The organism is Sphingorhabdus profundilacus (assembly GCF_009769755.1).
Classification (GTDB): Bacteria; Pseudomonadota; Alphaproteobacteria; order Sphingomonadales; family Sphingomonadaceae; genus Sphingorhabdus_B; species Sphingorhabdus_B profundilacus.
In genome coordinates, this window is sequence record NZ_SDWJ01000002.1 from 299,253 (window position 1) to 321,198 (window position 21,946).

Here is a 21,946-nt window from a genome sequence, read left to right on the forward strand (position 1 = left end):
CGACATGTATATTGAAGGATTTGTGTTGGCGGTTCCCACCGCAAATAAGGAGAAATACCGGCAGCATGCCGAAAGTGCCGTGGAGTTGTTCAAGGAATTCGGCATGACCCGCATGGTCGAATGTTGGGGCGACGATATCCCCGATGGCACAGTCACCGATTTCAAGCGCGCCGTAAACGCCAAGGAGGACGAGACGGTCGTGTTCAGCTGGTGCGAATATCCGGACAAGCAAACGCGCGACGAAGCCTTTCAGAAAATGATGAGTGACCCCCGTATGGCCGAACTGGGCGTGATGCCGTTCGATGGCAAAAGGATGATCATGGGCGGCTTCGTACCGATCGTCGATACCACACAGGCTTTGGATAGATAGGAGCGCGATATGAACAAGAACACAATCTGTATCTGGTACGACACGCAAGCCGTGGAAGCCGCGCATTTCTATGCGGCTACATTCCCCGACAGCCATGTGGGCATGGTCCACCATTCGCCACTCGACAATCCGGGCAACAAGGCGGGCGATGTGCTGATGGTCGAATTCACCGTGTGCGGCATCCCCTGCATCGGGTTGAACGGAGGACCGAAATTCCCGCACAGCGAAGCCTTTTCCTTCCAGATCGCCACCGAGGATCAGGAAGAAACCGACCGTTACTGGAACGCCATTGTCGGCAATGGCGGGGCGGAAAGCGAATGTGGGTGGTGCAAGGACAAATGGGGCATCAACTGGCAAATCACCCCGCGCGTTCTGATCGACGCAATGAAGCAAGGCGGCGATGTCGCACGCCGTGCTTTTGAGGCCATGATTGACATGCAGAAACTGGATGTCGCCGTCATTGAAGCCGCGGTGAAGGGATAGCGACATGACCCTGACGCTCTATGGTCATCCCTTTTCTTCCTACACATGGAAAGCGTTGATTGCGCTCTATGAAAAGGACCTGCCCTTCACCTTTGCAATGCTGGATGGCGAACATCCCGAATATGGCGAGCGGTTGACGGCATTGTCGCCTGTCGGCAAATTTCCGATGCTGGACGACGGGGGAAATATCTACACCGAAGCCTCCATCATCATCGAGTATCTGGACCGCGCCACGCCGGACAAACCCCCTCTGGTCGGGGACGCATCCGATGCCACGCTCTACATCCGCTTTCTGGACCGGTTATTTGATAATTATGTGATGGGTCCGACGCAGGAAATTGTCGGGCAGCATATTCCTTTCCTGACGCCCGTTCCCGACGAAGCCCGCATTGCCCGCGAAAAAGCGGCTCTGGATAAAATATACGCATGGCTGGAATCGCATTTGCCTGAACAGGGCTGGGCCGCGGGTGACCGCTTCACCTTGGCCGATTGCGCTGCGGCGCCGTCGCTCTTCTATGCGGATTGGGTGCACCCGATAGCGGCGGAATATCCACGCCTTGCCGCCTACCGCGCCCGCTTGCTCGCCCGCCCGTCCATCGCCCGCGCGGTCGATGGCGCGCGGCCCTATCGTCACCTGTTTCCCTTGGGGGCACCCGACAAGGACTGAAAAGGAATTTGGAATATGACCGCAACGCGAGAAAATGGCGGAGGGTTGAGGGGGTGTTGGGGACAGCCCTCAACACCTAGCTTCTCCACCTCTCCCCTTTAGGGGAGAGGTACGCAGTCTTACGGCTTTAGCCGTTAGACGAAGTGGAGAGGGGGAGTTGGCGCGCTAACCTCACCGTCGAAGCCCCTCACCAACTGCGCCTAGGCCTGTCGGCCAAGGCTTCGTATCCTCTCCCCTAAAGGGGAGAGGGTAATCTCACGCGAAGACGCAAAGGCACAAAGGGAAGTGTACAAGAGCGAAGCGCTTATAAAATCTCTTGCCTGCCAACCAAATAGCGGCCGAATTTAAAGGCTACGCCTTCGTGCCTTCTTCTTCGCGTCTTTGTGTCTTTGCGTGATAAAAATAGACACAACGTTGCAGGCCTAAAAATCCACCTGCTCATAATGCTTGGGCGGCGTGATGACTTCCATGCGTTCGGACAATAGCGGGCGGAAGCTGGGGCGGGATTTGAACATTGCGTACCAGGCCTTGGTCTGCTCATGTCCGGTCCAGTCAATACCGCCCAGATAGTCGGCGACCGAAATCTGCGCCGCGGCGGCAAGGTCAGCCATGCTCATCACCGATCCCGCCATCCACGCGCGGTGGTCGATCAGATAGTCGACATATTCCAGATGGCCATTGGCAAGCTTCATCGCCTCGCGCAGCACGCGGCTGTCGGGGGGCTGGCGGTCGATCAGGCGCTTTTTCATGCGCTCATGCAGCAGCGGCTGGGTTACGTCGCCGTAAAATTGTTCGTCAAACCAGGCGACCAGACGGCGGATTTCGGCGCGATATTGCGCGCTGCCGCTGACCATCGGATTGGCGGACACGGTCTCGTCAATATATTCGGAAATGGCCACGGAATCGACCAGCGTGATGTTCCGTTCCGCATCGCGCATGACAGGTGTACGGCCCGCGGGGTTCATCTGCAGAAAATCGTCGCGCTGCTCCCACGGATTTTCCCGCACCAAACTATAGGGCACGCCCTTTTCCCCCAACAGCAAACGCACTTTGCGCGAGAACGGACAAAGCGGATATTGATGAAGGTGCCACATAAAGGTCCTGTTAGGGTTGATTGCCGCGAATGGGAAGGGGGCGAGGCGGTATTTTCTTTAAGCCGAGAGAAATCTCACACAAAGACGCAAAGGCACAAAGAAGGTCTAAAGAGCGAAGCTCCTAATTTCGTCAGCAGCGCATCTTATATCATACAGGAATACATAAAGGCTTCGCCTTGTCATCTTTCCTTTGTGCCTTTGTGTCTTTGTGTGAGACCAAAAAAACACAACCCCTCAACGCTCCTCCCCCGCCTCCTGCTTTTCCTGCTTCGCCCGGGCGGCGTCGATCTTTGCCTCTGCCGCCTTCACCTTTTTCTCGGTCTCGGCATATTGGCTGTCGAAATCCTGCTGGCAGGCGCCGAGCAGCAGGAGAAGGCAGAGCGCGCGCATCAATAATCCTTTTTGTAACGGACGTTGACGTTGGATGTACCGGTGGTGCCGATCTGGCTCAACACCGAAAGCGCGGGCGTCAGGCTGATCTCCAGCTGCGTTGCGGTATAGCCGCGCGCATCGGTGACGATTTCGACATAGACATCGTTGGTGATATATTGGCCGAACGCCACGGCCATTTCGCGGCCCGTCGCCTGATCCGCGCCCAAAATCCGCAGGCGGTTGAGGCCGGTGGCCGATTGCAGTACGCCAAGCGGGTTGAGCCCGCCCGACCCGCCGCGCAAATTGTTGAGCGATGCGGCAAGCTGCACCGCCTGTATCGCGCTCAATTCGCCAATCGAGTTTCCGAACAGGATGCGCGCCATGATCTCGTCCTGCGGCAAAGCAGGGGTGGAGCTGAAGCTGATATCGGGGTTCTGACCGGTGCCGCGAATATTGACGCGCACCGTTGTGCCGTCGACTTCGCTCGCCGCCGCGATGCGGATGGATGGGTTGGTGGCGGGGCCGCCGTTGAAGCTGATCCGGCCATTTTCCAGTTCGAACGAGCGTCCGGCAAAGCCGAGTGTGCCGCGCACCAGTTCCATTTCGCCTGCGATACGCGGCGCGTTGCTGGTGCCCGTGACGCGCAGGTCAGCGCCCCATTCGGATTCCAGACCCATGCCGCTCACATACAGTTCGTCCGGCGCGGTCAGTTTGATGTCGAGTTTCCAGTTGCTCGGCAGCGTGCTGATCGGGTCGGCATCGCCCGACACACGCGGACGGCCCGACACCGCCTTGCGCCGCACGCCGGTCAGGGTGGCGACCGAGGCTGCGCCCTGGCGGATGATCTTGAAACGGGTTTCGGGCAGGCGCAATGTCCCGCTGATCAGCGCGTCGCCGTCGGGGGTGTTGGTGACGCTGATCTGCCCCGTGGCGGTGGTGGAGATCAGCTCGCTGCGCGCGACGCGGGCCTGATTGAGGTCGAGGTCGAGCTGCAGCGGGAAGCCCTTTTCAGAGCTGAGATTGACAAAGCCCTTGCCGGTGACGGTCCCCTTGCCCGCCACAGCGGACAGTTCGGTCACCTCCAGCTGGTCGTTGGTGAACACGCCCCGCACGCGCAGCTTGGTCAGGCGCGTGCCGTAGACGTCATTTTCGTAAATCAGGTCGTTGGCGCGCACGACGCCGGTCAGGCGCGGGGTCTGCACGCGGCCGGAGAAATCCGCCGCGACGCCGATATTGCCCTCAAGGCTCTGGTCCGCCAGCGCGGCGAGGGAAAATAGCGTGTCGGCCGGGCCGTTATAGCGGATGCCGCCTGACAGCGGCGCGGCGAGCAGGCGCTCGGTCCAGCTTGCATTGCCAGGCGGCAAGGGGGTGAGGTCGATCTGCAACCGGCCCACGGCGGCACCCAGACGGCGGATGATCGCGCGGGCGTTGCCGCCATCGGGCAGCAGGCGGCCAACAAGGCTGATGTCCACCGGCTGCGACCGCGACCCCAGATTGCTGCGGACAAAGCGCCGGATTTCCAGCCGCGCATCGGCGCGGGGGAAGGCGGCGAAGGAGGCTTGCGACCAGTCGATGCTGCCCGTCGCGCGGCCCCGGATGCCGAGCCCCGGCAGGAAGGGATTGATGACCGCGATGTTCACATTGTCGAGCCGCGATTGCAGTTCCAGCCCGTCGCCATAGCTGCCCGCAAGCTTCACCGTGCCATTGGCGACACGGATGGTGGACAGCTTGATCTCATATTCGTCGCCCTTGGGCACGATGCGTAAGGGGCTTTCGGTCGAAAAGTCGATGCTGTTGGCCCGGCCCTTCGCCGCGATGCGCCATAGTTCGGGCGTAAGGTCCGCGTTGGCGGCGATGCGGAAGGGCACCTGGCTGCGCCCCTCGGCAAGGATCTTGGCGGTACCGGTGCCGCCGCGATAGTCGACCTTCGCCCGCGCTGCGGCCAGTTCGATATCGTTGAGCAACGCATTTTCCACCTGCACATCGGCGACAATTTGCGGGCTGTTATAGAGTATGACGTCCGCCTTCACGATACCCCGCCCGATGGCGAGCGTCTGCTCCCCGCCGGTCAGCTTGGCATTGTTCGCGACCGCATCGACGACCGCGCGCTGATATTTGCCCTCAGCCGACAGCGCGATGGTGCCGTCAAAGCCTGCGCCCACGCCGTTCAGCGTTCCCAGGAACGGACCCGACGCCGCCTGCTGCACCCGTCCGGTCAGGCCGATCCCGGCAAAGTCACCGCGCAAAATGTCGATGGTGAGCGGCCCGTTGCCCGACAGCATATCGATATCCCCGCTGATCGGCCCATAGTCGGTCGCGCCGGTCAACGTGATCGCATAGCCTTTCGCGCTGCGTGTCACCAGCCCGACCACATTGGACAGGCCGACGCCAAAGCCCGGCCGCGACGCGGTGACGCGGGCGACGGGGCGATCGAACGTGCCGGTCAGCTGCACCGCCACCGGACCATATTGGTTGGAATAGCCCGCGCCGTTGAACACAACGCGGCCACCCTCGGTCACATAGGTTCCGTTGCCGCTGTTCAGCCGGAATTGCGGCGCGACCACGCTTGCCCGTGTGATACGCAGCACGCCGTCGGTGCCGTAGCGGATGCCCGCATTGACGAACATCTGCCCGCCAAGGAATTTCTGCACACCGGGGCTGAACAATTTGGTCGACCGCGCCTTGACCGTCCCGACCAGCGCATAGCCGCGCCCCAAGGTGGTTTCGAGGTCAACATCGGCGACCACGTTGAACAGCCCGACAGAGCTCACTTCGAACCCGTCCACCTTGCCGTTCAGCGCGCCGGTGTAAAAACCCTTGCCTATGTCCCCGACGATCAGCGCCGTCGCATTGATCCGGTCGGACCGGATTTTCATATTGTCGGACAGCAGGCGTCCATTAGCGATGGCCAGATCGCCGTTCATTTTGACATTGGTCAGCAGCCCGCCCGCAATCTGGTTGATGCCCGTCACGCGCCGCGCAACGGCATTGACCGGAATAAGGAAGCGGTCTTCGCTGCCCTGCGCCTCGCCGGTGACGCGCACATCTTCAAAGGTCGTCCGGTCAAAGGCGAGCCGTGTCGCCGTCGCCGAATAGGCCACCGTCGGCGCGGCAAAGGCCCCGTTCAGCAGGGCTTTCCCCCGCAATTTGGTGCCGCTGACATTGCGGCCGATAATTGCGGGACGCAGCAACTGGATATCCAGCGCCAGATCGTCAAACGCCCCCTGCCCCAAATCCACCAGCCCGCTGGCACCGAGCACGGCGGAGGCCGAGCGCACGCTGCCTTTGATATTCGCAACGCGCTGGTCGAAGGACGCCGACAGGTCGACCAGGGCAACGGGCGACAACCCGCGCACGATCAGGCTGTCCGCCATTACCTTGGCCGGGGCGGTTTTGCCCTTGGCCGTGAAGGTCCCGTCCCGCGCAGTCAACGCCACATCGGCCACCTGTGCTGCACCCATGCTGGCGGTCAGGCGTCCATCCCATTTCTGCCAGCTTCCGCGCCCTTGCAGCGCGGCCTGCACAGGCACCTGGCGCCCCATCAGTCCGGCAACCAGACCCTTGGCCGGGGCATCAATTTTCAGATCGACATCAAAGCGGTTATCGTCCGGCACGGCATCGAGCTTGAGCGCCAACCGGTCGCCCTGCTCCGACCCTGCGGTCGCCTCGACCACCGCACGCCGGTCGGCGATTCGCGCCTTGCCGTCAAAGGTCGCGACCTGTTCTTCGCCGGTAATGGCCTTGGCAAAGACGATGCGGTCCACCCGCAACCGGTCGATCCGGATATCGAGATCGGGCAGCAACGGATCGCCCCGGTCCGGCACGACATTGAACGCCGGCATCCGCGCCACATTCAGGTCGCGCGCGGTCAGCGCATCGACATCAACGACGCCCGTCAGATAGGCGAAGGGATGCCAATCGAGCCGGATTTCGGGCGACCGAGCAAAAGCACCCTTGGGGTCGCGAAACTGCACATCGCGCAGCACCGCGCCGCCATAGATCGATCCGTCGATCTTCCCGATCCGGATGTTCAGACCATTCTCCAGCGCCACCGCTGCGACTTGCCGTGCCACAAAAGCACGGCCCGACTGCGTATCCAGCCAGACATAGGCGCCCAAGAGCACGGCCAGCAGCACGCCCAACAGAGCCACTCCGCCTATGGCCAGGCGACGGCCGAGCGTCAAAACGCCTGCCCGATCGAGACATAGACGCTGATCTTGGATTCGCCCTGTTTGCGGTTCAGCGGCGTCGCCAGGTCCAGCCGGACCGGCCCGAAATTGGTGTAGAAACGCCCACCAATGCCAAGGCCGAAGCGCCAGTCGTCAAATTTGGGGATGCTGCTTTCATAAACCTGCCCGGCGTCGACAAAACCCGCGACGCCGAAATTGCCGAAACGGTATCGTGCCTCCAGCGCGGCTTCGTTCATGCTGCGCCCGCCAATGGGGTCGCCGTTAATGTCCTTTGGCCCCAATTGCTGGAAACCAAAGCCGCGCACCGACCCGCCGCCGCCGCCATAGAATCGCCGCGACGGGGCTAGATCATCGCGTCCGGTTCCACTGATCGTGCCGACGCGCCCGCGGGCCGCGAGTACCATATTGTCGGTAGGCGCATAGTAAAACGACCCGTCGACTATGGCGCGCGCATAAACCCGCGTCCCTCCGCCCAGCGATGCTTCGGGTGACAGGCGCACATTCAGGCGATACCCCTTGGTCGGGTTCAGCAAATCGTCGGACCGGTCAAAGCCCAATTGGCCCGGAACGGCGGCGACATAAAAGGTTTGGCGGTTGCGAAGGCCGCGCGCCACGTCAAACTGGTCTTCCGATGTGGCCAATATTTCGAGGCCCGCCGACCATGTGAATTTCTTTTGCCAGATCGGCGTCGAGGCATAGCTGTAAAAGGCCGCGACCCGTCCGGTATAGGCCTCGAACGCGTCATAATTGCTGTGCAGTGCCGACAACGACATTTCAAAGGTGCGGTCGCGCTTTCCGGCATTGGCACGGGAAAAACTGACGCTCGCGGCCTGTTCCTGCGTGCCGAGCACACCCGCTGCGGTCAACGCCCCTTCGGGCGGGAACAGGTTGCGATGGGTCCAGCTACCCTCGACCCGCGGACCCTGGCCGGTGCCATAACCAGCGCTGATGGCAAGGGTGCGCGCAGGCCCTGCCTCTTGCCGGACAAGCAAATCGGCATAGGGCGTGCCATCGGGTGCGGTGCCCTCGCCGGGTACAGGTTCGACCGACACGGTCGAGAGCAATCCGGTGGCGACCAATGCGGCGCGCAGATCATCGACCTTGCGGCTGTCGTACAGATCACCTGTCCTGAACCGCCGCAATATCGCGACATGTTCGGCATCAAAGGCTTCTTTCCCCTCGCTCTTGATCTGCCCGAAAACGCTGCGCGCACCGGGATCGACCGGCAGGGTATAATCCCCCAACCCCTTTTCGCTATCGAGCAATATGTCGCGCTGTCCCACGGTTGCGAAGGGATAGCCATTTTCCGGCAGCTTGATCGAGATATTGGCTTCGGCGGCCAATATCGTGTCGGCAACAATCGGATCGCCGCTTTTCGGAACGAAGTTGCTGGTGATCAGGTCAGCAGGTTCAACCGGCTTGGTTTCGAAGCGGATTTCGCCCAGATAATAACGTCGTCCGGGAACGACATTCAGCACGACGCTCAAAGGCTCGGCGGTCGCAGGGGTGCCCTCGGTGGCCGCCGCATTGGTCCGCTCGGTCGCCACACGCACGGTGGCATCGTAAAAACCTTCGCTGGTCAGGATATCGAGCAGCAACTGACGGTCGGCCCGCGCGCGCTGGCTGACCACGGCGCGTGTATCTGCCTTTCCGCCATTTTTGCCCAGCACCGACAGATCGTAAAAGCGGCGCAGGCTGGTGCGGTAGATGTTTCCGTCGGCGTCCACCGCAATGTCGGCGCTGGCTTCCGGATCAAGCCCGTTGATCTTGGCCAGATAGCGCACCGACTGGCTATCTTCATTTTCTGCGGCCTGGGTCGGTTGCGGCGGGGGCTCGGCATCGAAACTGTCAATCGGCGGCAATGGCTGGTCTAGCAACGGGTCCACAACCGGCGCGTCGGCCAGAATTTCGACCAGATCCCCATCGCGCAAGGCAGGGTTTGACCGCTCTTGCCCGGCCTGCTCCGTCTGCTGCCGCACCTCTTCGCTGGAGGTCGTTTCATCCCTGACGTCTTGCTCACGCTGCCATTCTTCGACCGATTCCAGCGGTGCATCGTCGAGGCTGGGGATCGCGGTGTCAAATTCTTCGTCGCTGATGATATCGACGCCCGCCGCCGTTCCAGAAGGATTTTGGGCAAGCAAGGGTGCACATATAAAAACGAGAGTTAACAGGGCCATTGTCCGAATCAAAAACGCAACTCCAGCCACCCGAACGCACACACACAGCCCCGCCGCCCCCGATAGCCTGGACATCGGCAGATGCAACCGCCAACGGCATTTCTTCTGTTAAAGAACGCGTGAACCGCTATTTGGTTCACGCAAAGACGCAAAAGCCTGTATTTTGGGAACGCGGCCTAGGGTCAGGACCACTTAAATACACGTGCGAGGTTTGATGTGTGCAAGAAACCCCAACCCGCGCGCTGCTATCTGGCGTGTCCCTGCGGGGCGGGCTTGGTGATGCGGTGTTCCGGTTGATACCCGAACACCGCACCCCATTCTTATTCCCCGGTCGGGAAACCGCGCTTTTTCATGATGTATTTCACGTCCGGATCACGCCCGCGAAAGGCGCGGTAGGCTTCGATCCGGTCGGTTTCATTGCCTGTGGCCAGCAACATCGACCGGAAACGCTCTGCCGTTGTCTTATCCCAGACATCCCCCTTTTCGGTAAAGGCCGCCCAAGTGTCTGCGTCCATCGTTTCGGACCAGAGATAGCTGTAATAGCCCGCCGAATAGCCGTCGTCCGCAAACAGATGATTAAACTGCGGCAGGCGGTGGCGCATGACCATTTCTTTCGGCATACCGATTTGCGCCAAGGTGTCGCGTTCAAAGGCGGCGGGGTCGGTCACTGGCGTTGCCCGGTTGTGCAGTTTCATGTCGAGAATGGCGCTGGACAGATATTCCACCGTGGCAAAGCCCTGGTTGAAGGTATCGCTGGCCTTGATCTTGTCCACCAGCGCCGCCGGTATCGGCTCTCCGGTCTTGTAATGCTTGGCATAGGTGTTGAGGATATAGGGCGTCAGCAACCAATTTTCGTTCACCTGACTTGGATATTCCACGAAATCGCGAGGCGTTCCGCCAAGACCCGGCCATGTAATGTCTGAATTGAGATAATGGATCGCATGGCCAAATTCGTGAAATAGGGTCGACGCATCGTCGATACTGATGAGCGTGGGTACGCCGTCGGCCCCGGGAACGAAATTGTTATTGTTCGACGCAAGCACAATATCATTTTTGCCGCCCAGCTTATGCTGGCTGCGATAGGTCGTCATCCACGCCCCTGACCGTTTGCCCGCACGGGCGAAATTGTCGAGATAGAATAATCCGATCAGCTTGCCGTCGCGCTTGACCTCGAACGTCCGCACCTTGGGTTCAAACACGGGCACGGTGCCGGTATTTTCGGTAAAGCTCATACCGTAAAGCTTGCCCGCCGCATCGAACATGGCAGCCACCATATTATCGAGCTGGAAATAAGGCTTGATGGCTTCCTGATCGAGGTCATATTTCGCCTTGCGGACCTTTTCGGCATAGAAGCGATAGTCCCATGGCGCGATTGTAATGCCATCGGCATTGGCGATAGCCTGCATATCGGCCACCTCTTCCTTGACGCGCGCAACGGCGGCTGGCCATACTTTCATCATCAGATCCATCGCCTTGTCCGGATCTTTCGCCATGGTATCGGCCATCCGGTAATGGGCATGGGTCGGAAAGCCGAGGATTTCAGCCCGGTCCTGACGCAGTTTCAATATCTCGGCAATGGTTGCATTGGTGTCATTGGCATCACCATTGTCACCGCGCTTGGTAAAGGCGCGCCACACTTTTTCGCGCAAGTCGCGCCGCGTCGAATTTTCGAGGAAAGGCTGCACCGCCGACCGTGTGTTGACAACGGCCCATCCGGTTTTGCCTTTCGCCTTGGCTGCCGCGCTGAGCGCAGCAACAAAAGTGTCCGGCAGCCCTGCCAGATCGGCATCCTTATCGATCAGGATGAAGCTCTCTTCATCGGCCAGAACCTTTTCCGAAAATGCCGAGAATTTCTTCGACAAATTGGTCTCAATAGCGATGACCTTCGCCTTTTGTGCTGCATCAAGCAGTGCGCCATTACGCACCAGGCCGTCATAGGTCCGTTCGAGCAAGCGCATTTGCTTGGCATCCAGATTCAGGGAAGCACGCTGGTCATAAAGATATTTCACCCGCTGGAAATATCGCGCATCCAGCGTCAGTTCCGAGAAAAAGGCGCTGACCTTTGGTTCCCATTCGCCCTGGATTTTGCGGATCTCGGGTGTGGACAGGTTGGATGAGTAGACACCCCAGATCGAAAATAGCCGTCCCATTTTTTCGCCGGACAATTCGCTGGCGGTGATGGTGTTATCAAAACTGATTGGACCTGGCGTTTCCAACATTGCCTCAAACTCGGCCTTGGATGCAGCCATCGCGGCTTCAAAAGCGGCAGGAAATTGGGCCGTCTTTACCTGATCCCATGGCGGGACGCCGCCATAAGGTCCGGTCCATTCCTGCAACAAGGCAGGTTCGGCGGTCGGCGCGGCTTTCATTTCCTTGGCATCAGCAACCACAGTCATCGCCGTTCCCGACAGTGCAAGCGCCGCGACGCTGGCCAGCATTTTCCCTATTTTCACGCATAATACTCCTTAACAACGCAGATGCAGGCGGTGACAAAAGGGCAGGCCTGCAGAACATGGAAGGAGTAGCGACTGTACCGGCGTCATGCAAATGGCAGATTGACCGCAATTTATTCCTCCAGATTGGAGGAAAATATTTTCCCCTTTACGCCTTGAAATATTGATATTTTCAGTCCCTAAGACGCCCGAATTTGATGGCAGGAGTAAATCGGGTGATGGAAAATTATGGCAAAGTAATCGGCCGCAAGACGGCTATGATCTTTGCAGACAGCATCCGGCGCCATGGCGAGTTGGAGCAGTTGGCGCATGCATCGGGCTATGTGACACTGGCAAGGGATCCCAGCTTTGCAGCCGACTATATTCTGGTCGATATTTCCTCCGAAACGGAGCCACTGGCAGATTCCCTTACGGCAATAGTGCGATATCTCGAACAACATCGCAGTACAGCGGTGGTGTGGATAAATCTCGATGGCCTAGAAGACGCCCTTGCTGTGTTGCCGCAGGGGCAATGCCACTTTCTTATCGATGCCAATGATGTCGAAGCGATGCCGATATTGGCAGGGGCATTAGGAACAGGCAGAATGGACCGATTGCACGACAGGGATCATCCAGTGGAATTCGGTTCGCTGCACCGGATCAGCGATGAACTGGCGCAATTTGCACGGACATTGGCCAGAATTGCCGATACTGACCGTCCCAAGGGACTATCGGACAAGCCGGTGTCGTTCAGACCTGCGCCTATTGGCGGCTTTCAACCCTTTGCAGACTTGGCCGCGCCTTCAAACCGCCGCCTGACCTCAGCCCAGATTCGCGAGATCATAAGGTTGCGCCGTCATCGGGAACGGTTTTTTGATTCGGAATTATTTGCCGACCCTGCCTGGGATATTCTGCTCGATCTCAAGGCGGCGCAGCTGGAAAACCAGAATGTATCCGTGTCCAGCTTGTGCATCGCGGCGGCGGTTCCATCGACGACGGCATTGCGCTGGGTTACCGTGATGACCGAAAGCGGCATGCTGGTCCGGCGGCAGGATCCCGATGACGCGCGGCGGGTTTTTATCGAACTTTCAAGCGGGGCAAGCGCCCAATTGGACGAATATTTTGCCTCAATAGCCGATCGCCTGGTACAAATTGTCTGAATGCTCTTGCCAAAGCCGCGCCGCTTTGGCAAAGGCGCGCTTCCCCACGGGGGCGCTTAGCTCAGTTGGTAGAGCATCTCGTTTACACCGAGAGGGTCAGCGGTTCGAGCCCGTTAGCGCCCACCATTAAAACCCGCGGAAAACCGCCATTTTTGATATTCGCTGTACTTTGGCCGGGATACTGAAGTAATTCTGTGTATCCACCGTGTATCCCAAGAAATTCCCGTGAAATCCCGATTCGTCCGGTTTTGCGAGCATGACTAGCGAAAATTCACAGCACGAAAGTGCCGAAAACCTCTCGCTCCGGTCCTGAGCGACGCTAAGCACTGTCCCAACCTGACAGTGACATTTGTCCAAGCTTGGAATGACATCGACGGAAATGCCGCTTTGCCGCATTCCCGGCCATTTTGGCTGATACGTACAGCATCGATTTTTAAGTACATTTCTTCATTTCGCAGCGAGAATTTTTCGTCACAAGGGAGTGATGTTCTCGCGAAAGAATTGGTGATTGGTTGTCCATTCAACCTCAAAAGGTTTTGAGGATTCTGATTCGCAAGTTTAATGATGCCTCAAAAATCGTGGAAGCGAGCCTCCTTTTACTCGATGGTGCACAGAGTGCGAGCATTGGCAGAGTCACCCAAACCAGCTTGAAAACTCTTGCGGAAATCGATAGCTGCCCGCTAGTACGTCTGGAGAAGAAAATGGCCGATATGTTCCGGGTAGTGATTCCGGTTGACTCGATGGACGTCACCTCTTGGCAGCTCGCCGCAGCCTATGCTTTTAAGATGGCGTCCGAGGCCTCACCGCGCGCCATCGATATTGTGCTACTGACACACACCAAGCACCAACTCGACCACACCTCGCTAGCCAGTCACCTCGGGCCGGGTGCTTCCAAGGCATTATCCAAGGGAAAATCGTTCAATCTCGATGATGGCGTCACGCTCCGTCATGCAACGCTACGTACACTGGGTTATTCGACCCGAAATAGCATCGTAGTCGCCTTTTACGCGGACGAGGGCATGTTAGAGATGCTCGATGGACAGAAGGGTGTTGCCGGGATCGTCGCCGTGCCCGAATTCGATGGCGACATCTATCAGTGGATCAAGCGCTGGAACCCGGTCGTGCATGGCGCGGAGCGCAAAGCCACAAAGCCGCTTATCGACGATCCGGTTATTGAAAACGCGCTGAAATCTATTACTCAAATGAGCAACACCGCATATGACGTGATGCATCCACGCGACAAAGAATTCGCTGAAGACGTATTCCGCATATTGCGTGCTAAGGGCCATGCGCTCGACCCGGTCTCGATAAAGTCTTGGGCAATTCGCACGGGGTGGAAACCCGGGGCAGCTGAAGAGCTAAGTATGGTCGCCGCGAAGATCGGCAAGTTAAAAAACAAACCGAGTTTGGGTGCAATGCACGACCCTCATGGCCGTTACGAGCGATGGAAGAGCTAATCGGCTGACCTGAGCAATGTTGCGAACTTAGAATTCATTGCTAGCGCATCAATCCGGCTACACTCTTTGGATGGACATTGAAGTTTTTCGGCGTCTGGCAGCCATAACTTGCTATATTTTGTCCAAAGTGTAGCTCGATTTGATTTACAAAGTGTTGGGCGCTGAAGCGGTCTTGTGCGATATTCCAGTCTTTAAACTAGTGTGTCGGAGGAAACTCTCAATCATAGCCGATTCGATTGCGAAAGGCTGAAAGTTGCCCAACGATGATCGCATCGAAACTGTTCGACACTTGATCAATGCATACAACAAGAGCCCGTCGCTACGCCACATTCGTGATCCCTATGCGATTTCCAAACTTGCCAGCGACAAGCGTTTGGGGCGACGTGATGCGTACTTTGGACAACGCCGTTTGGTTTACCGGTAGCATAAACTCGTATCACCTAAACAAATGCTGGCGGTCAGAAGGTGCTCGTTGATTTCAAGACCTTATTCTTGCGTTGACATTGGTGATTTCTGGTGGCCTTTCCAACTACTGCGGCGCTCAATTTCAATCTTCTACGGAAATCTGCCAAATGTCCCTAATTCTTGTGCATCTCTCTGACATCCATTTCGGCCAAGAGCGGGCGAACAAGTTAGTTGAAGTGCATAAGGATGCACGGGAGCGCCTCCTGGATGATGTCCGTAAATTCGGCGCGGACATCGCCCCGAAACGAATTTCCGGTGTGTTAGTCACTGGCGACATTGCCTACGGTGGGAAGCCGAATGAGTACGAAGACGCAGGGCAATGGTTAGACCGGTTGACGCAGATAATTGGGTGCTCTCGATCCGATGTGCAAGTTGTGCCTGGCAACCATGATATAGACTGGGATGAAATATCGGCGAGCGTCGCCTATTTGCTTAAGGAAATCGAAATTCACGGCGAGGATAAATTAGACGAATTCTTGAATACGACAAACGACCGAGAGATTCTTTATCGCCGATTTAATTCTTACGAGAGGTTCGCCGATGCGTACAACTGCCCGCTCGATAAGGGGGGCGGCGGCGCTGGAGACCGCGTCGTTGAATTGGCACCGGGCCGTCGACTGAGATTCACGGGCTTAAACAGTGCCCTGACCTGTGCAAAGGTCGACACCCAAGGAAAGCTTGTGCTAGGGGAACGTCAAAGGGTTCTCCAGCGCAACTCCGGCGAGGAACTGGTAGTGCTTTCGCACCATCCGATGAGTTGGATGATCGATGGGGAGGACGCAAATGGCTACATCAGAGCGCGCGCCCGCGTATTAGTGACCGGTCACGAGCATAAGCCATCTGCACGGGTTGAGCACGTATTAGATGATGCCGACCTACTTACCATTGAGGCTGGTGCAACGACACCGCCAGGATCAGACGACGAGTTTACTTACGCCTACAATTTGCTGGAATTTGCTTGGGAAGAGAAAGAGGACGCTCTGGCGGTAACAGTTCACTCGCGGTGCTGGTCTGAGACGCGCAAAGAGTTTGTCGAGGATGTAGCTAGGGCCGAATCGGAAACTGGTTACTATGTGCTCGCGTCGCCAAGGTACAAGGAGGCACCACAAGTTCAGGTTAAACAAACTGCCACGGCTAGCGAGACAAACGAACCTCCTGTAATCCAGCAAGAGTCGTCAAACGGAGAAAACGGATCAGATCTTATGCCCGCCGAGTATCCCGACATAATCCTGCGTTTTTTCAAAGACCTTGTGCCGAGTGAAAGGCTGAGATTACTTGTCGAGGTGGGCGCGGTGCCGGAAAACTGGAACGACAAACTGTCGCACGGTATCGAGAAGGCGCTCATTGACCGAGCCGTCCAGTCCGGACGTGCAGCCGACATAAGAGCAAAGCTTGACGAGCTTATTGCAGAAAAGAACAAGGAGGGATAACTACCAAATGGCTGATCTTGCGACCTATATTCGGATCTACGACGCTGACCCCGACGACGATTTGGTCGGAAAGAGGGAAGCCGCGATCAAAGATGCGATTTCCGCACTTAGGAAGACGACCACCGCACCTAACCTGGTCGAGATGGCGTCGGCTGCGGCTAGATCGTTTTCTGAGGATACCACGCCTGATCCACTCGGTGCGATCGTGGCGACGGCAATAAAAGCGAAGGCTCCATCGTTCGTCCGCGAGGAGCGCGAGATGGAGGTGTCAGTGATCTCGGCATTAGCAGTTGCTGGAATGCTTGATATTCCCGAAACGGCCAGTGTGGTGACCATTAAGGATATCGTGGCCGCCACGCTTTGGTCCGCACTCTCGTTCCAAACACCGATCACAAACGTGAAGCACGAGCAGCTCAGGCAGGAAGTTATGGTGTCGGCTCGCGACCGCACACTAAACCGCGGAGAGGTTAGTCGCAAGCGGATGGTCCCGCGCGAGGTGCCTGAGTTTGCGGAAGGGGAAATCGCTTCAGTTGAAAAGAGTGTCAATATTGCCAGGACCAGCATAACGGCGCTAACCAATAACGCGGTACTTGACCGCGAGGAGATCGACGTTCTCTGGTGGTCGGTAAGTGGCCGGAGTCCCATTACTGGCGGTGCGTACGATGAGATCGATCCAGAAGCGCGCGGTTTACTTCGGGCTTTCGAGCTCGGTATACTTATGCGCCGCCTCCCCTCACAAGCCATGCGCCGCATTGTGCTCTCAGGTGTCCCAGCACTCGGCGACATCTCTTTCGGCGATATACTAACATCGGTAGAAAAAATTCGTGATCGTATCGTAGAAGCGGTCCCTGCGCATGATACGATCCGGTCCAACCCCATCGCCTTCCCGCTGCTGACCGCAGTATTAGACGAAACCACGAAGACGCCGGCTATCACTAAGAAGGGTGACGAGTGGGTCAGTCGAGCCCTGCTGGAGACAGCGCTGGCGAGACTTTGCGAAACCCCGGACCCAAAGCTGTAATATGACCGACGCCTGCCAAACAGTCGGCTGCACGGTCGGGGAGACTGGAGTCTGCCTGCTCAACAACGACCCTGAAGTATGTGAATTCAGGGTCACTCACGACACGACTACGCTCGAGAGCGATGACAGCTTAGAAACGGAGCTGACCGTATCACCCGTGTTAGAAACATGGGAGGACAAGCCGGTTCTATGGGACAACCTGCCACTCGAGGTCGGAGAGCTTAGTGACTATCTTGGGTCCCGTAAATGTCTCCTCGTCGGTGTCGTCGGAACACCTGCAGCTGGCAAGACTGCTGCGCTCGTCAGTATGTATCTGCGCCTTGGTCACGGCAGTTTAGAGGGTTTTCAGTTCGCCAAAAGTACGCGTCTGCTCGCATTCGAGGAGATAAGCCAAGGAGCACGCGTCTGGAGTACTCCGCCGCCAGACGCAATGACTGCCCGTACAACAGCAGGCGGTCGTCGTGTTGCCGGTTTTTTACATTTGCGGCTAAAGAAGCTAGACAACAACACCTTGCTCGACCTGCTGATCCCCGACATGCCTGGCGAATGGAGCGACACTCTGATAGATTCGAACAGGACCGAAGGCCTCGGCTTTCTCGCTTCAGCCCAGGTGATTTGGGTGTTCGTGAACGGCGCTGAGTTACGGGACAACGCCACGAGGATGCACACAATGAGTCGTACGAAGCAGCTGCTCCGCAGAGTTGCAGCCATGCTAGAGCAGGGGTGTCCACCGGTTAAAATCGTCGTCACGCATTCGGATTCTGGGCCATTGCTCCAAGCTACTTCGGGTCGCTTAAATCAGATTGCAGACGAACTTAACTTGTCAGCCGAGATCATAGAAATCGCATCGTTCTCCGCCAACGAGCAGGTTCAGGCAGGCGCCGGCATCTCCGACCTCATTCTGAAGTCAATTCCAACGCCTCAGCCCGCTGGAATAGAGTGGCCCGACGACACCGGTGGCTTGGCCGGAAGGTTTATGAACCGCTACGTCGGAGAGAAAAAGTGAAAAATCGGACGCTCATTATGGTCGGCGGCCCAGACAGTGGAAAGACCAACTTCCTTGCGAGACTTGTCGCACATTTGCGTGACGGCGATGGAAAGCTGCGTGCGCCGGACCTGCCAGATGACATTCAGTACGTGGAGGAGGCGCTTGCTTACCTGATGAAAGGAGAGTTTGCTCCCCGGTCACACAATACCACCGATGAACTCAGTGGCGATATCACGCTCGATGTCAGGGAGGTCGACACGGGAGCGACTGCAACCATCAGTGTCCCGGATGTTTCGGGCGAGACATGGGACGAGGTCGCTCGCACGGCTGAGATATCCCGCCAGTGGCTTGACAGAGTCCAACATGCAGACGGCGCGCTTCTTTTCGTCCGGGTACTTTCCGAGCTGAACGTCACTCCGCTGGACTGGGTAAATACTGCTCCTCTGCTCGAGCTGGCTGGGCCCAATCCGGCATATGCGATTCCGAGCCAAGTTCTACTCTGCCAACTCCTTCGCCTCCTTCAAGAAAACCTAGGCACAGGCTTGGATACAAGACCACGCGTAGGTATCGTCGTGACCGCCTACGACCTGCTAGATACGGAGACACGAAGCAAAGGACCGCTTTCCTTCTTGCGAGACACTTATCCATTGTTCGCCGGCATGATCGACAATGTCGACGACGTCGAGATCGGCGTGTTCGGCGCTAGCGTCGTAGGCGGTGAGCTTGCTGACGTGGCTTTTCAAAACGTTTATCTTGAAGGCGATATTGTTGAGAGTGGCTACGTCGTAGACGACACCTTGATACCAATGGAACAAGTTGGCGATATTTCGCGTCCGGTATCGTGGGTGCTGCAATTCCAGAATTCCACCTGATGCAAGTCGATCAACAGTGGCACGGTTACAGGCGAGGTCATCAGCTCATTTCCTCGACCATTGAACTCGAACCACGCGACCAAGATCTCATAGACAAGCTTTCGGACGCGAGTGGTTCGCCGCGCCCGGGTGAGATGTTCGCGCCCTATCTCACTGTTTACCCGCTCCCCAGTGGACGCTTCAGCGTCATCGCCCGAACGTGGCAGGATCTGAATGCTACTAGATCTGGCACCGTCTTTACCCGAAGCCTCCTCGTGCCAACCGAGTTGTGGGCGACAGCGCCCTCTGTTCGGCCGTTTTTCGAGACGTTGAGCACCCAAGACATTACAAAAGAGCGTGCTCAGATCGTGACCACAGCCTCTTCGTGGGAACCGCTCAATGAACCGGGCTTGGGGCAACTCGTGGAGGCCCTTTTCCTTGAGCGGGCAGCCACGCTCGCCGCATTCGGTTATGGCTCTGTAGAGGAGATTACCGGTCGCCTGCTACAGAGCCTGTGGCCATCGCGTCGTGCGTCGATGGCGATCTGTACATTTGCCCTCAGTCCTCGATTACTGCCGGAACGCGACTTCGACGTTGTCTTCGCTCCAGACAGCGCACGTTCTAGATTTACGAGGTGGGCTGGCCGAAAAGTGAACGCATCTCTTGAAGGCGGTTTCACCCGCCACGAGTGGACTGCTCAGCTGCAAGCCCATATATTTATTGATCCAAACCCGAGTTTACGAGCATTGGATGAAATTGGTGCACTTGACGCAGGTGACCGCAACGATGGTTCAGCCCTACGCCTCTCGCTGCTGTGGTCGGACCTGCGAAGCAAGGCTCATTCTTCGCCAACCGCGCTGCTAGGGATGTTAGACATCCTTAGCTCGCTCGGCAGACAGCCTTGGAGCGTGCCCGAGGTCCAGGGGCTTATCATCCGATTTCTTTCCGAGTCATCTTCGTCTCCGACGCCGGACAACTGGCGCTTCGTCGTCTTACTAGTACGCAAGCTGGGTGACGGGATACCGCTCAGTGTCATACGATCAGTATTTAAGGCAGGCAGACTAATCGCGCGATCGCTCCCTGCGTTGGTTATTAGGGCGAATGATGATGTCTCAACGACTACGCTTCCGCATCTTCTCCGACCGCCAGTCGCCCAAGGACTGGCAGACTTGGACGAGGACAAATTCGTCATTACCCTCCGAGGCTGCCTTCCTGACGTGATCGTTTCACTTATGAAGGAGAGCCCCTCGTTCTCCACTGCGGTCGCTACCAGTTTAAATGACGACGCGGACGCGGTCTTGGTGAAGCAAATCGCAGATCTCGTCGCAGGCGACCCATTGGCGGCAAAGAGATCGATTGGCGGATTAGCGAAAGGCGCCCGCTCCTCCATCGTGGCTCCACTGCTACGTGCTGCAATTCAGGGTGCCCCAGCATCAAACTTCGGACTTCTTGCCAGAAACGTGCTCGCGGCAAACGCTAGATCGCGATCAGCAATCATTGATACGCTTATCGAAGCTTCACGCGAGATGCTTCAGAAGGACGTGCTGCTGAGAGAGGCGCTAGTTGCGCCAAGCGTGAGCGAAGGCGACCAGATTATTCTCGAACTCTCCCGCGATCGGACATCGATCAAATGGCTCGTGGATGCACGCTTTGTTCACGCCGACCGACTTTCATCACTTTTGCTGACGATTATCTCAACCGAATCCGATGCTGACCTGCGCGAATTACTGCGCGAAGGACGTATAAAAGATGCTCTTATAGAGGCATCGCTTTCAGGGCTGCCAGGAAGTGGAAAAGCTTTTGTCAGACTTTTGCGTTTACTTCCCGTCGCCGCTCCGTCGGCCGCTTCGTTGCTGCGGCAAGCTCGGGTGACGTTGTCGGAAAGTGAGTATCACGACGCAAGTATGCAGCTTCTCGATCAACTATTGTCCCTCGATCCTGTTCCTCATGCCGACCTCCTTGACCCTCTACTTGCTAACGCTGAGCCAGCACGGCTTGTATCGGTAGCTCTGTCTACTGCTTTCGATGGCGCGCAGGTCGGACGCAATGTCGCAGCGATTGCACAATCCAAATCAGTTGCGCGATTCATACCAATTGTTGATCAGATAAATCGTCGTCTGACTGATCGCAGAACGGGTGGATACGGCCAAGCGGGTTACGACGGCTGGGCACGTATTCTTCGACTAGCCAGAAAGTCTCACCCTGAGGCTTTGTTGCGAAGCGTCGATGCAGCCCTCAATTACGCCCTCACGCGAGTCAATGAACCAGCCGGCGCAGTGGTGGCGGCTGCTTTCCCCCTGGTTTATGCTCGGCTCAAAAAAGATAGCGTGCCTGATGTACCGAACAACTTGATTACAGCGATGATTATGCTCCCGCTGTCACTTATAACCGACTGGGACAAGGCCAAGTCCGCTCGGCACGGGGTAGTGGACGAGTTCCTTCGCTCAAAGTGGGAGCCAGTTGAATTGCTCAGGGCGGGTGTTGATGCGCATATACCCCGAAAAATTCTCGGATACCTAATCGGCCGTCCTGGAGGAATGGCATACCTCCGTCGCATAGAAAGCGGTGTCAGGAGTTATCCGGAACCGGGACGCACGGTTCTAAAAGCCGCTTTGGACGATTTCCATAAAAGCGGGAGTTGATCCGGTTCATGCATTGGAAATTATGGCCATTCGTTCGGATAAGTCGAATCTTGCCGGCTAGATTAGGCTTGGCATTGGTCTGGGACATTAGGACACGCTCGAGAATTGTTAGGTTGATGTGGCTCGAAAGGAATTCTGGGTGACCGT

Annotated in this window: 15 protein-coding genes and 1 tRNA gene; 11 read left to right on the forward strand and 5 right to left on the reverse strand. The window is 57.3% G+C overall.

The genetic code is table 11. The features are described from left to right. Positions 1-4 precede the first annotated feature (4 nt). Genes EUU23_RS09305 through EUU23_RS09315 form a run of 3 tightly spaced genes read left to right on the forward strand, consistent with a single transcriptional unit; the run spans position 5 to position 1,520 of the window. Positions 5-370, forward strand: coding sequence for a DUF1428 domain-containing protein (locus EUU23_RS09305; protein ID WP_160353871.1), 366 nt, complete (start codon positions 5-7; stop codon positions 368-370). A 9-nt stretch (positions 371-379) separates the two neighbouring features. Beyond that, positions 380-853, forward strand: a complete 474-nt coding sequence (locus tag EUU23_RS09310) for a VOC family protein (RefSeq protein WP_160353872.1) — start codon at positions 380-382, stop codon at positions 851-853. Between the two features lie 4 nt (positions 854-857). Further along, the gene (locus EUU23_RS09315; RefSeq protein ID WP_160353873.1) at positions 858-1,520 is read left to right on the forward strand and encodes a glutathione S-transferase family protein; all 663 of its coding nucleotides are present in this window, start codon (positions 858-860) and stop codon (positions 1,518-1,520) included. A gap of 422 nt (positions 1,521-1,942) precedes the next feature. Here EUU23_RS09315 and EUU23_RS09320 read toward each other — a convergent pair whose 3' ends face one another. The 5 genes from EUU23_RS09320 to EUU23_RS09340 form a co-directional block, all read right to left on the reverse strand. Continuing rightward, positions 1,943-2,614, reverse strand: coding sequence for a glutathione S-transferase family protein (locus EUU23_RS09320; protein WP_160353874.1), 672 nt, complete (start codon positions 2,612-2,614; stop codon positions 1,943-1,945). Between the two features lie 234 nt (positions 2,615-2,848). Next, complete coding sequence (locus EUU23_RS09325; RefSeq protein ID WP_160353875.1) at positions 2,849-3,004, reverse strand: hypothetical protein; 156 nt, start codon at positions 3,002-3,004, stop codon at positions 2,849-2,851. Further along, complete coding sequence (locus EUU23_RS09330) at positions 3,004-7,170, reverse strand: translocation/assembly module TamB domain-containing protein (RefSeq protein ID WP_160353876.1); 4,167 nt, start codon at positions 7,168-7,170, stop codon at positions 3,004-3,006. Before EUU23_RS09330 ends, EUU23_RS09325 begins: the two co-directional genes overlap by 1 nt. After that, positions 7,167-9,353 carry an autotransporter assembly complex protein TamA gene (locus EUU23_RS09335; RefSeq protein ID WP_160353877.1) on the reverse strand — a complete coding sequence of 729 codons (2,187 nt, stop codon included), beginning with the start codon at positions 9,351-9,353 and terminating at the stop codon, positions 7,167-7,169. The genes EUU23_RS09330 and EUU23_RS09335 overlap by 4 nt, the downstream gene beginning before the upstream one ends. 320 nt (positions 9,354-9,673) lie before the next feature. Then, on the reverse strand, positions 9,674-11,806 hold the full coding sequence (locus EUU23_RS09340; RefSeq protein WP_343032705.1) for a M3 family metallopeptidase: 2,133 nt from the start codon (positions 11,804-11,806) through the stop codon (positions 9,674-9,676). A 197-nt stretch (positions 11,807-12,003) separates the two neighbouring features. Between EUU23_RS09340 and EUU23_RS09345 the strand changes: the two genes are divergently transcribed. The 8 genes from EUU23_RS09345 (at position 12,004) to EUU23_RS09380 (ending at position 21,799) form a co-directional block, all read left to right on the forward strand. Beyond that, positions 12,004-12,945 (forward strand): helix-turn-helix domain-containing protein, encoded by a 942-nt coding sequence (locus EUU23_RS09345; RefSeq protein WP_160353878.1) that lies wholly within the window; start codon positions 12,004-12,006, stop codon positions 12,943-12,945. Between the two features lie 50 nt (positions 12,946-12,995). After that, positions 12,996-13,071: transfer RNA gene (locus tag EUU23_RS09350), tRNA-Val, on the forward strand. Positions 13,072-13,457: 386 nt separating this feature from the next. Then, positions 13,458-14,402 carry a hypothetical protein gene (locus EUU23_RS09355; protein WP_160353879.1) on the forward strand — a complete coding sequence of 315 codons (945 nt, stop codon included), beginning with the start codon at positions 13,458-13,460 and terminating at the stop codon, positions 14,400-14,402. A 506-nt stretch (positions 14,403-14,908) separates the two neighbouring features. After that, complete coding sequence (locus EUU23_RS09360; RefSeq protein ID WP_343032730.1) at positions 14,909-16,297, forward strand: metallophosphoesterase; 1,389 nt, start codon at positions 14,909-14,911, stop codon at positions 16,295-16,297. Between the two features lie 7 nt (positions 16,298-16,304). Next, a complete protein-coding gene (locus tag EUU23_RS09365) occupies positions 16,305-17,318 on the forward strand; it encodes a GTPase-associated system all-helical protein GASH (RefSeq protein ID WP_160353881.1) in 1,014 nt (337 codons plus the stop codon). 1 nt (position 17,319) lies between these two features. Further along, positions 17,320-18,324 carry a TRAFAC clade GTPase domain-containing protein gene (locus EUU23_RS09370; RefSeq protein ID WP_160353882.1) on the forward strand — a complete coding sequence of 335 codons (1,005 nt, stop codon included), beginning with the start codon at positions 17,320-17,322 and terminating at the stop codon, positions 18,322-18,324. Next, complete coding sequence (locus tag EUU23_RS09375; protein ID WP_160353883.1) at positions 18,321-19,178, forward strand: TRAFAC clade GTPase domain-containing protein; 858 nt, start codon at positions 18,321-18,323, stop codon at positions 19,176-19,178. Before EUU23_RS09370 ends, EUU23_RS09375 begins: the two co-directional genes overlap by 4 nt. Continuing rightward, a complete protein-coding gene (locus tag EUU23_RS09380) occupies positions 19,148-21,799 on the forward strand; it encodes a GAP1-N1 domain-containing protein (RefSeq protein WP_160353884.1) in 2,652 nt (883 codons plus the stop codon). Before EUU23_RS09375 ends, EUU23_RS09380 begins: the two co-directional genes overlap by 31 nt. Positions 21,800-21,946 lie beyond the last annotated feature (147 nt).